This is a genomic window from Thermospira aquatica (assembly GCF_023525255.1).
GTDB classification, from domain to species: domain Bacteria; phylum Spirochaetota; class Brevinematia; order Brevinematales; family Thermospiraceae; genus Thermospira; species Thermospira aquatica.
On the sequence record NZ_CP073355.1, the window covers coordinates 2,226,661 to 2,237,951 of the forward strand.

The window sequence follows — 11,291 nt, forward strand, 5'->3', positions numbered from 1 at the left end:
GCAAAAGAAGTTTATTGTTTCTTGTAAACCACCATGCCATATGCTGGCACCGTAACAGTAATATTCCCACCTGAAACGGTTATATTCCCTGTTAGGGTCCCTGAAGAATGATAAATATTAGAAAGAGATTGGCCATTGGTGGCATAAGTAGAAACAGGAATAGCAATATTATTCAGGGAAGAACTCGAGTTATTCAAAATAACAAACACATCCTCGTTAGGACTCTCTGCCATATGCCGGACAAAGGCAAATACTCCTGCAACACTGCTATTATCCTTCAAAACAAAAGCCTCGCCACGCCTGAGTGCTACATAGGTTTTCCTGAGAACACTTAAGTTGGAAATAAGGGCATAGGTCTGGTTTCCTGTCGGATTGAGACTCACGAGATTCTTTCGACCTGTATCGCTTGTCCCTGTTACTGCCCACTCCGTATTATAGTAAATACAAGGAATACCCCAAGCTGTCATGAGATACGAAAGCGCTGCATGAAGTTTATCAATGTTTCCCCCGGCATCCGTGAGAAAACGATTTACATCGTGGTTATCGATAAAATTCACTGCAAGATCCCGCGCATTTGCCTGAGCTCCATCATTGATAGGTGTTCCTCGCTGGTAAGTCTTTCTGTCATTAATCTCTTGAGAGAGTTTAGAGGTAGGCTGACCAAGAGCAAACACATCCTTACAGGCATAGTAAAACTGAAAGTTTAAAACAGAATCCAGTCGGTTATTTTTGACATATTTCGCTGTCATGCTATGAGAACCAAGGTAGGCTTCTCCAAACTGGATAAAGTTCTTGTTGGTAAGAGACAGAACATGCTTACGAATACTTGGAGCAAAATAATCCCAGAAATCTTCGTTTACATGCTTCACCGTGTCAATTCGATAGCCGTCAATATCTGTCCACGTAATCCAATCCTGATAAACTTTGGTAAGAGCATCTCTAACCGTAGAATCCTCTGTTTTGAGATCGTCCAGACCTACAAAATCCCCCTGAGCTGTTTCCGGATAGGTATCCCAATTCTGAATCTCCCCATAGTTATGAAAACTCGAGAGGCTATTAAACGGGGGAGTTGAGGGTTTTTTTCTATTTCCTGTTGTAACCCAGGATTGTCCAGCATACTCATCCTCCACCCAAACACGTTGATACCCACTCGAAGAATAAGGAGGAGTCCATGTGGGAGTCCCATTAATCTTGTATAGGAGAATATTTCCCATGTGGTTCACTACAATATCCTGGATCACCAGCATATTACTGGCATGCATAGTGGCAACAAAATTACTGTACTCACTCACACTTGAGGCAAAATGGGTATCGATCTTAGTAAAATCCTGTGCCCAGTACCCATGGTATCCCGCATTTCCCCCATCCTCCCAGACGTTCATCACAATGGGGGTAATCCAGATTGCTGTTGCTCCCAGCCCTTTAATGTAACTGATATTATCCTGAATACCTTTGAGATCCCCCCCATGCCACTGATTGTCACCAGAACCAACAGCGACAGAACCGTTGTTTGCTGGATTCCCATCAACAAACCTATCAACCATAATGAAGTAAATAATCTGATCTCTCCAGTCAGGACCTGCATCGGGTCTTGGATCTCCGTCGCTAATCACGACCGTATCCCCACCATCTCCTGAGTTGGTCGCTCCAACACCACATCCTAGCATCCCAATTATCAACCAGAAGCACCCTAACAATTTCCACAATCTCATATATCCTCCTAACAATTTTGAAGTTATACTGTAAACATTACTAATAATTATACGGAAAAAAAGCAAAAAAGGGAAATAAACACACAAAAAAATGTTGGTCTCTTTTTTTATTTTTCAGGATGCTTCGCATACACTCTATCGCCAGATTGTCTCCTCGTATTCCAATTTTCATCTCAAAAGATTTTATATACCATCTCTTAAGAAAATTTTTTTAAAACACAACATTTTTTTTTGTTTCCTTTACACTTATATATACTTTCATCTCAAGGAGTATGATATGAATATTCCCTTCTGGCTGAAGATCCTCTTTGCCTTTTTGCCGTTTCTCTGGCTTTTTACAGGTATCCTGGGTACCCCTCTCAAAACACACACGGTAACCTTTCTTGCTCTGCTGGTAACGACTCTTCTCGCCTTTGTTGGGTGGCAGGCAGATCCTGCTCTTGTAGGTATTTCCTACCTTGAGGGGCTTGTTATGGCTGTCGTCCCTATTATCTGGGTGATCCTGGCGGCAGTTTTCACTTATGAATTAAGCGTAAAAACAAAATCCATCAACAAACTCCAGAATTTTCTTTCCCGTCTTTCTCCAGAACCCGCTATTCAGGCAGTGATCATTGCATTTGGATTTGGAGGTTTTTTGGAAAGTGTGGCTGGTTTTGGGACAGCGGTGGCTATTCCTACCGCCATGCTGGTAGGTATGGGATTTTCTCCTTTGAGAGCTGTTCTTCTCTCCCTTGTGGCGAACTCGGTACCGGTGGCTTTTGGTGCACTGGGAATCCCTGTCATTGTTCTCTCTCGTATCACAGAACTTTCCCTTGCTTCTCTTACCCAGGCCATTGCATGGCAACTTTTTATTTTTTCTCTTTTGATACCAATCGTTCTCGTTCTCATCAGTGAGTGGAAAAAACTCCCTCCTCTCTCTGTGTGGATTCAGGCGTTCTTTTTTGGGGTCATATTTACTTTTATCCAGACAGCTGTTGCCATCTTTGTGGGACCAGAGCTTGTGGCCGTACTTGCCTCCCTTGGGGTGCTTTTTGTGGCTTTTCTCATCCGTTTCAAGGCTGTCAAAAACGATCTCGTGGACATCTCTTCAAGTCTAGCGCCGTATGGATTTCTGTTACTTTTTGTGCTTCTCACAAGACTTTTCCCCCTCCCCTTTCTCAAAGCGTTTCCTTTTGTTCTCCGCTGGTCTTTTCAGGAACACACCATTGCCATCGAATGGCTTACAACACCGGGAACCCTCCTTTTCCTTGCCACACTGATTGGCAGCCTGTTTCAGAAAGCGTCATGGGGTGACATCACTGATGCTCTCAAACAAACGGTGACCAAACTTCGAACAAGTATGTTGACTATCATAAATATCGTCATCATGGCTAAAATCATGGGCAATACCCCTATGATCAGTGATCTCTCCTTTGCGCTCGCAAAAGCCACTGGCCCACTGTTCCCCTTTTTCTCACCCTTGTTGGGCGCACTGGGAACATTTGTCACAGGAAGTGATACAAGCTCCAATATTCTTTTTGGACGTCTCCAGCGAGATACTGCCCTGGGACTCTCGCTTGATCCTGTGTGGATAACGGCTGCAAACACCTCAGGGGCAACAGCTGGAAAAATGATTTCTCCTCAAAGTATCGCCGTCGCTTCTGCCGCCGTGGGACTCCATGGATCAGAGGGCAAGATTCTCTCACGCTCTCTCTGGTTCTGCATCGGATACGTATTTCTCTTAGGGGTATTAGTAGCCACAAAAAGCTGGCTGATAATAGGACACTAAAAAAATTGTCTTTTTTTGTTGTCCTTTATAATATAAGAAAAAAAGGAGAATGATTATGATCCCAAACCAATGGTATATTGTTCTCGAACCACAAGAGATTAAAAAGAATCAGCTTGTTGGTGTAACCCGTTTTGGAGAAAGGCTCGTTTTCTGGAGAAAAAGCGATGGAAGCCTTGTCTGTTTCCAGGATAAGTGTGTCCACCGAGGAGCATCTCTTGCGATTGGAGAACACCTTGGAAACGAGATCGCCTGTCCTTTTCACGGCTTTCGGTACGACGAAACAGGTCGTGTTACCCTGATCCCGGCCAATGGCAAATCTGCGCAAATAGCTTCTTATTTTCATATCAAAACCTACCCTGTTCGAGAGTACCTGGGCTGGGTTTTTCTCTGGTGGGGAGAAAAAGAACCAACAACAGAGCCTTTTTATTTTTCTGATATAGATGCAAGCTTTTCGTGGAAAAGCTCCCATCATCTCTGGCCTGTTCACTATAGTAGAGCCATCGAAAATCAGCTTGACCTTGTTCATCTCCCCTTTGTTCACAAGACAACGATCGGAAGGGGCAATCGTACACTTGTCAATGGTCCTGTGCAAGTCATCCAGGAAAATACTATCAGTTTCTGGGTGTACAATGAGGTTGATCATGGACAAACCCCCAAAAAAGCAAGTGAACTCCCTCCTCCTGATCCAACCCGCCAGCATATTCAATTCATCTTTCCCAACATGTGGCAAAACTACATCACCGAAAAAATGAGAATTCTTGTCGCTTTTGTCCCTGTCGATGAAACCCACACCCTTATTTACTTACGAACAGCCCAAAAGTTTGTAAAAACCCCCGGGATACGACAGATTGTAGACAGTCTTTCACTCTTTTTTAGCAAGATAGTGCTCCATCAAGATGAACGTGTGGTCATTACCCAGATTCCCGTGAAATCAGCCCTTCACATGGACGAAAAGCTTATCCCGGGAGATCTTCCCATCATCACCTACCGTCAAATGAGAGACAGGCTTCTCCAGGGATCATAAGACCTAACGTCCCTTTTCTTTTTGTTTTTTCTTGGCTTCCTCTTCCCTGCGTTTGAGGTCTGCCTCGAGTTTTTCGCGCCATTTCTCGACCGTTTTCTTCACTTCTATCATCTGGTCATTCTCACCCAGGATATTGTGAACCTTCATCAAGGCTTCCATCAAATTAATAGCTTTGTTCATGTCTATGGAATCCTGGGGAGTACTTAACTCATACTTCGTACGATACTTTTGTGCTGCTTTGTCAAGCATTTCTTTACAGTACTGGATCAGATCACGGATCTCCGCATAGTAAGGCACCCTAGGATCATTCATGGCAACTGTATAAACCTTGAAATTAATAAAATTTTTCATAACTGCAGCAAGATTTCCATACATCTCGACAAAATTCCATTTTACCTTGGAATTTTCCCCTTCCTCACGTTCAACCAGGGCAATCGAAAACTCGATTTTTTTAAAAAGATGAAGAAGCCTGGGGGGCGCCATCTCTGAAAGCTGAGAGAGTTTTTCGGCGTTTTCTGTCAAACCGAGATCGATGTGGCCCGAAACAATGGTCTCAAGGAGTTTTATAGCCTGATAAACATTTTTTCGTGCATTGGTGAGATAGAGATCGCTTTTTACTTCTTTGATCTGGACGCTGTAATCGTTCATTTTACAGTAGAGATTAACACTGTCAAGATAAAGATTGGCAGCTATTATGCGCTTATAGTAGCCTTCCGTGGTATTATTTCTTGTTCCTTCAGATTCAAACTTTTTAGCCTTTTTCAGAATAGCATCTACCTGGTCTTTGAGATCAGACACAACCGCATTAAATGCTTCAACCTTTTCCTTGGGGACCCGCTTAATCATACACTACCCCTCATTTATTTTGAAAAAATACGCAAATTCATTATACTATATATATCGGTAAAAGACAAATTTCTATGAGGAGTGTATGTTGGAGAAAGATCGCTTCTTTGAAAAGGTCATTGATAGGATTGATCATCTCGATAGAAATGGCCTCAAAAATCTCATTGAAAATCTCCAGCAAAAACAGCGGGTTCTTCAGCTTGTTTTTGAGGCTCTGGATGAAGGGATTATCATCACGGCAGAAGATCGGGTTGTCACCATGAATAACGTAGCCAGAATCATCCTGGGATACAAGAGTCGCCAATACGGAAATTTTCAGGAAATGGATAAATACATCGCTAATTGGGGACTCTGGAATATTCTCAAGTTCCTCCACGGGGAAGAAGATATCCGCAAAGAATTTACCATACATCAACAACAAGAACCGAAGTACTACCTCGTGGAAAAACGCACCATAGAGGATAATCTTGTCTTGTACAAACTCGTCGACCAAACAGAAAAAAAGAAACTCCAATTCCAGCTCAAAAATATCGAATCCGTGGCTGCTCTCAACACCCTCGCATCCGGTATAGCCCATGAGATCAAAAATCCCCTCACCGCCATAGACCTCCATACCCAGCTTATCCAGCGCGCCGTACAAAAAAACCTCGTCTGTCTTGATGAAAGCATACTCCAATACATTAAAACAATCTCTCATGAAACCAAACGTCTCAACCAAATTTTAAATGATTTCCTCCTCGCTGCCCGTCCACGCCAGCTCAAACTCTCCTTCGAAGATATCAATAGCTTCGTTCAAGAGCTTCTTTTGCTTGTCAAGCCCGAACTTGAAGAAAAAAACATCGCTCTCAGAGAAGAATACCAGAATATTCCTAAAAACTTTATCGACAAGGATTATCTCAAACAAGCCATTTTGAACCTCATCAAGAATGCCATGGATGCCATGGAAAAAAGCTCTCTCAAGATTCTCACGGTAAGAACCTGGTACGACAATGGACGAGATTCAACAGCCATAGAGATTGCTGATACAGGATGCGGTATCTCACCGGACCAGATCCAGAAAATCTTTGAACCCTACTATACCACCAAGGAATATGGCACAGGTCTTGGACTCACCATCACCTACAAGATCATCAAAGAACATCAGGGAGAAATCCAGATTCAATCAAAACCAGGAGAAGGCACAAGTTTTACAGTTTACATCCCCATTCACAAAGGCCACAAACTTCTCGACAGACCTCTCTAAATTTTCCCCATTTTTTGTTTCAATTGACAAAGAAAACAGATCTCCGTGGTTGTAGGTTCCCCACAAACTTTACAAAGGGCAAGCGAAACCCCCGTGCTTTTGAGTGGCTCATGAAGAAGGGGGGAAAGATTTTTCAGAAAACCTGTATAGAAGGTGATCTTTGTTCCTGGACGAGCCTCTTCCAGCTGCTGAAGGAAACGTTTGTTCTCAAGTGAAGACGCGTGAGTACTATAGGGACACTCAGGCTTGACATAAGAAATCCTATTGAAAATAGTGTAGAGGGCACTCTCCTTTTCAGAAACCAAACAAAGGGGTTTTACCTTTTTGAGAAACGGTCCCTGAGCCGCCAAAACAGGATACTGCTTCGCAAGATACTCCATATTCCAGTGGAGGGTATTGTTCCAGAGCACAGCCGTTTCATCGTCAAGATTATGCCCTGTCGCAAGCACCGTATACCCTTTTTCACGGGCGATGCGGTTCATGTAGTAACGTTTCACCGTACCACATACCGAACAGGGGGGTTTTCGTGTCCAGTTTCTCATCTCACCAATGGGAGCAAGCTCTTCACGCATATCGACCACATGAAGGGTTCGCCCAAGTCTGTTTGCAAGGGTCTGCGCATGCTCTCTCGATTCTGCCGAATACTCAGGGATACCAAGATCAATGTAGAGTCCGTCAGCCTCATACCCCAGCCTGTGAAGTAAAAACCATAACCCCAGGCTGTCCTTGCCCCCTGAAACAGCCACAAGAATTTTATCTTCGCATGTAAACATGCGGTATTTTTTTATCGTGTGGGCAACTCTTCCCTCAAGCCATTCAAGGAAGTGTTCGCGACAGAGCTTGAGATTGTAAGAAGGCAACACTACCTGAACAGGAAAATAAGTTTTTTTCGCCTTACAAATGGTACACTTTGGCGGGGTCATTTATCCTCCAGAAATAGCATTGATTACCTCAATAGATGAGGCTGAACTTATATCACGCCCTTCGTCCACCACCTCTCCATCACAAACCACAAAAGCATACACAGGGGAAAGTCCAATGGCCTGAAGAAGTTCCCCGGCTGTCATCTTCTTCGTTTCCTGTTGAAGGGTATGAATCTCTCCCCGATACTCATACCGTATCTCCACAAAATACCTCCTTAAAAAGTAGGTATAAAGTATAAGAGAAAGATAAGAAAAATTCAAATGAAAATAAGACACTTCTTTGGTTTTGTTTCTCCCCACCACCAGAAAAATCAAACTTCTCAACAAAAAACCTCTCCTTATTTACTCTAAAATCCACCCTCGGCTCCTTTTTCCCATGAAGCATTCTCCACCAACAGATTAAAAAAAAGCCCGGTTTTTGCCGGGCTTTTTATAAGACAGTCTCATTTCTCTACAGCTTTTCTGCCATCTTCAACACCAAAGCGTTAAAACGTGCCGGATCAGGAAGCGGTGTTCCTTCTGCAATCAAGGCATACCCCAGGAAAAGTTGAGCAAGATCCTCCAACCGAGCATCCTCTTTATTTTCCTCATAGATTCCCTTGAAACGTTCGAATAAGGGATGTTTTGGATTAATCTCAAGAATTCTCCGCTCATCACCAAAGGGATACTTTTCCCCGAGGATCTTTCGTACATGGGGACTAAACTCAAAAGCTTTGGTCATCACACAGGCAGGAGAATCCACAAGCTTGGTAGAAAACTTCACTTCACGTACATGATCTGAGAGAAGTGTCTGCAGCTTCTCTAAAAGGGGTTTATCCTCTTCACTTACCTCAGGGGCTTTCTCTTCAATCGGTTCCTTGTTGAGACAATGAAATTTTTTGCCCTGGAACTCATGAACCGCTGACATCATAAACTCATCAATCGGCTGGGTGAGAAAAAGTACTTCATACCCCTTATCCTTGACGGCTTCCATATAGGGAGAGGTCTCCAGTACCCTGCGGGATTCACCCGTGAGATAATATATCTCTTTTTGATCTTCTTTCATCCGTTTCACATACTCTTCGAGAGTAATCAGATCTTTGCCCGCAGAGGATTCAAAGAGAAGAAGAGAAAGAAGCTTTTCCTTGTTTTCATAATCGGCACCAATACCCTCTTTGACAATAACTCCAAACTCTTGCCAGAATTTCGTATACTTTTCTCTATCCTTCTCTTGCATATCCAGGAGGGTATCCAGGATCTTTTTCACAAGACGTTTACGGACCTGGAGAATCGTCTTATCCTGTTGAAGCATCTCTCGAGAAATATTGAGCGAAAGATCAGGAGAATCCACTACCCCTGCTACAAACCTCAAGTAACGAGGTAAAAGCATGTCCACATTCTCCTGAATCAACACACGCTTTACATAGAGATTTACCTTGGGTTCAAAAGACTGATAAAAGATATCAAAAGGAACACGAGATGGAATAAAAAGCAGAGCTTGAAACTCTACGGTCCCCTCCCCCTGCAAAGTAATCGTAGCGAGAGGATTTTCCCAATCATGGGTCAAATGCTTGTAAAAATCGTGATACTCATCCTCAGAAACCTCTGACGGTTTTCTCGTCCAGAGCGGTTTCATCGAGTTGAGGGTCTCTTCCACCTCTTTTTTCTCTTTGTTTTCCTCACGGATGACTTTCATTTTAATAGGGTAGGAGATAAAATCAGAATACCGTTTCACAATTCTGCGGATCACATCCTCCCGTGTAAAATCCTCTATACCATTCTCCTCATCAACAGGCTTGAGATGAATCACAATTCTCGTCCCTATCGTGTCTTTCTCCACAGGTTCGATGGTAAATTCACCCTTTCCATCAGAAACCCAGTGGTACCCCTGAGTTTCACCTGCCTTCCTCGTAAAAACCTCTACCCTCTCTGCGACCATAAACATCGAATAAAATCCAACCCCAAACTGACCAATCAATTCTGAGGCAGGGGTATTCTTTTCCTTGATCTGCTGGAGAAACTCTTTTGTACCCGAACGTGCAATAGTTCCCAAATTGTTCACCAGTTCATCGTGATTCATCCCTACACCAGAGTCCTCAATAACAAGAACTCTCTTTTCTGAATCCCTGTCTATCCTTATCTCAAAAACATGCCCCTCAGGAAGATTAACAGCATTGGTTAGAGAAAGAAGCCTCAGTTTGTCTAACGCATCAGAAGCGTTTGAGAGAAGCTCTCTAAGAAAAACCTCTTTTTGAGAATAGATGGCATGCACCATGAGGTCAAGAAGTTCTCTACTCTCTGCTTGAAATGAATAACGCTCCATAGTTTACTCCTTTTGTTTTTTTATAAATATACAAAATTTGAAAGCACAAAGTCAATTCAATTCTCTTTTATCCAAAAACTTTTCATTTTCTCCTTTTTTTGTTGAAAATTCACTCAATATTACCTATAATAAATAGTTGAAAACACAAAAAACCAAGGAGGAAAACATGGTAGAAGCATTTGAAAAATTTAAGAAAGAAGCCAAGGATCGAATGGATAAAGCATTAAGCCACTTTATGGAAGAACTCAAACATGTGAAAACAGGCCGCGCCAGCATTGGGATGGTAGAAGACATCCGTTTTGATTACTATGGGACACCAACTCCCATTCGTCAGGCAGCATCCCTAAATACTCCAGATCCCCACACTATCGTTATCGATGCATGGGACAAAAGCATCCTTAAAAACATAGAAAAAGGTATTAATGATGCTAATCTTGGTTTTACTGTGGTTAACGACGGTAAAGTCCTTCGTGTAGCCATACCACCTCTCACCGAAGATTCCAAAAAAGCACTTGTGAAAAAGATAAAAGAAATGGGAGAGGAGATCAAGGTTACTATCCGCAATGAGCGTCGTGATATCAACAACCATATCAAAGAACTTGTCAAAGGTGGACATATTAGTGAAGACGATGAAAGAAGAGAACTTGACGCCATACAAAAGATTACCGACGATCATATCAAACATATCGACGAGCTTGTAGAAAAGAAAGCCAAAGAGATTATGGAATTCTAAAAGACCATGAAATTTTTTGGTTATACTCTCTATCCAGAGAAATTCCCCCGCCACGTTGCCTTTATCATGGATGGCAACGGGCGGTGGGCTCGTCAACGTTTTCTTCCACGAAATGAAGGACATAAAAAAGGATACGAAACCCTTAAACGAATCATTGAATTTAACGAAAATCTTCAAATCCCGTATATCAGCGCCTATGCCTTTTCGACAGAAAACTGGGAAAGACCCAGAGAGGAAGTAGACTTCCTGATGGACATGGCTGCCAAAGTGATTGACGAATATGTAGACCGTATGAAAGAAAAGAACATTCGTTTTTGTTATACAGGAAGCTTCGAAAGGATTAGCCCACGGCTTCGCCAAAAGTTCGAACACGCCATAGACAGTACAAAAAATGGGCGCTATGTCTTTAATATTGTCTTTAACTATGGGGGAAGAAAAGAAATAACCGACGCTGCAAAAAAAATTGCTCTCGATATTCAAAAGGGAAAACTTTCTCCTGAAGAAATTTCAGAAAACATATTCGAACAGTACCTGTATTCCCCAGATATTCCGCCGGTAGATCTCCTCATCCGCACCAGTGGAGAACAGAGGATAAGTAATTTCTTGTTATGGGAATCTGCCTATGCGGAGTTATATTTTACTTCTAAACTCTGGCCAGACTTTTCGCCAAAAGACTTTTGCAAGGCCCTTGCCGATTATCAAAAGCGCCAGAGACGATTTGGAAAAATCTAACGAGAGGA

10 protein-coding genes are annotated in these 11,291 nt (G+C 42.7%); 5 read left to right on the forward strand and 5 right to left on the reverse strand.

From position 1 onward, the window contains the following. Positions 1-11: 11 nt before the first annotated feature. Positions 12-1,712: an alpha-amylase family glycosyl hydrolase gene (locus KDW03_RS10830; protein ID WP_271435088.1), complete on the reverse strand. Its 1,701-nt coding sequence runs from the start codon at positions 1,710-1,712 to the stop codon at positions 12-14. 277 nt (positions 1,713-1,989) lie between these two features. Here KDW03_RS10830 and KDW03_RS10835 point away from each other — a divergent pair, with 277 nt between their 5' ends. Both KDW03_RS10835 and KDW03_RS10840 read left to right on the forward strand, forming a co-directional pair. Beyond that, positions 1,990-3,480, forward strand: a complete 1,491-nt coding sequence (locus tag KDW03_RS10835; RefSeq protein ID WP_271435089.1) for an L-lactate permease — start codon at positions 1,990-1,992, stop codon at positions 3,478-3,480. A gap of 55 nt (positions 3,481-3,535) precedes the next feature. Beyond that, a complete protein-coding gene (locus KDW03_RS10840; protein WP_271435090.1) occupies positions 3,536-4,504 on the forward strand; it encodes an aromatic ring-hydroxylating oxygenase subunit alpha in 969 nt (322 codons plus the stop codon). A 3-nt stretch (positions 4,505-4,507) separates the two neighbouring features. Here KDW03_RS10840 and KDW03_RS10845 read toward each other — a convergent pair whose 3' ends face one another. Continuing rightward, positions 4,508-5,350 (reverse strand): hypothetical protein, encoded by an 843-nt coding sequence (locus KDW03_RS10845; protein WP_271435091.1) that lies wholly within the window; start codon positions 5,348-5,350, stop codon positions 4,508-4,510. Between the two features lie 85 nt (positions 5,351-5,435). Between KDW03_RS10845 and KDW03_RS10850 the strand changes: the two genes are divergently transcribed. Next, on the forward strand, positions 5,436-6,593 hold the full coding sequence (locus KDW03_RS10850; protein ID WP_271435092.1) for a two-component system sensor histidine kinase NtrB: 1,158 nt from the start codon (positions 5,436-5,438) through the stop codon (positions 6,591-6,593). Here the strand turns inward: KDW03_RS10850 and KDW03_RS10855 are convergent. The 3 genes from KDW03_RS10855 to htpG all read right to left on the reverse strand — a co-directional run bounded on the left by KDW03_RS10855 (position 6,590) and on the right by htpG (position 9,818). Then, the gene (locus tag KDW03_RS10855) at positions 6,590-7,516 is read right to left on the reverse strand and encodes a TIGR00269 family protein (RefSeq protein WP_271435093.1); all 927 of its coding nucleotides are present in this window, start codon (positions 7,514-7,516) and stop codon (positions 6,590-6,592) included. The two genes, KDW03_RS10850 and KDW03_RS10855, sit on opposite strands and share 4 nt — an antisense overlap. Beyond that, positions 7,517-7,720: a ubiquitin family protein gene (locus KDW03_RS10860; protein WP_271435094.1), complete on the reverse strand. Its 204-nt coding sequence runs from the start codon at positions 7,718-7,720 to the stop codon at positions 7,517-7,519. Between the two features lie 247 nt (positions 7,721-7,967). Then, a complete protein-coding gene (gene htpG, locus KDW03_RS10865; RefSeq protein ID WP_271435095.1) occupies positions 7,968-9,818 on the reverse strand; it encodes a molecular chaperone HtpG in 1,851 nt (616 codons plus the stop codon). Positions 9,819-9,984: 166 nt separating this feature from the next. Between htpG and frr the strand changes: the two genes are divergently transcribed. Together frr and uppS are read left to right on the forward strand one after the other, a co-directional pair. Continuing rightward, the gene (gene frr, locus KDW03_RS10870) at positions 9,985-10,551 is read left to right on the forward strand and encodes a ribosome recycling factor (RefSeq protein WP_271435096.1); all 567 of its coding nucleotides are present in this window, start codon (positions 9,985-9,987) and stop codon (positions 10,549-10,551) included. Between the two features lie 6 nt (positions 10,552-10,557). Next, complete coding sequence (gene uppS / locus KDW03_RS10875; RefSeq protein WP_271435097.1) at positions 10,558-11,283, forward strand: polyprenyl diphosphate synthase; 726 nt, start codon at positions 10,558-10,560, stop codon at positions 11,281-11,283. Positions 11,284-11,291: the final 8 nt, after the last annotated feature.

Bases quoted from the DNA above. Each gene is read 5' to 3' on its own strand.
- KDW03_RS10830 (WP_271435088.1), bottom strand. From the start codon at position 1,712: ATGAGATTGTGGAAATTGTTAGGGTGCTTCTGGTTGATAATTGGGATG.
- KDW03_RS10835 (WP_271435089.1), top strand. From the start codon at position 1,990: ATGAATATTCCCTTCTGGCTGAAGATCCTCTTTGCCTTTTTGCCGTTT.
- KDW03_RS10840 (WP_271435090.1), top strand. From the start codon at position 3,536: ATGATCCCAAACCAATGGTATATTGTTCTCGAACCACAAGAGATTAAA.
- KDW03_RS10845 (WP_271435091.1), bottom strand. From the start codon at position 5,350: ATGATTAAGCGGGTCCCCAAGGAAAAGGTTGAAGCATTTAATGCGGTT.
- KDW03_RS10850 (WP_271435092.1), top strand. From the start codon at position 5,436: ATGTTGGAGAAAGATCGCTTCTTTGAAAAGGTCATTGATAGGATTGAT.
- KDW03_RS10855 (WP_271435093.1), bottom strand. From the start codon at position 7,516: ATGACCCCGCCAAAGTGTACCATTTGTAAGGCGAAAAAAACTTATTTT.
- htpG (WP_271435095.1), bottom strand. From the start codon at position 9,818: ATGGAGCGTTATTCATTTCAAGCAGAGAGTAGAGAACTTCTTGACCTC.
- frr (WP_271435096.1), top strand. From the start codon at position 9,985: ATGGTAGAAGCATTTGAAAAATTTAAGAAAGAAGCCAAGGATCGAATG.
- uppS (WP_271435097.1), top strand. From the start codon at position 10,558: ATGAAATTTTTTGGTTATACTCTCTATCCAGAGAAATTCCCCCGCCAC.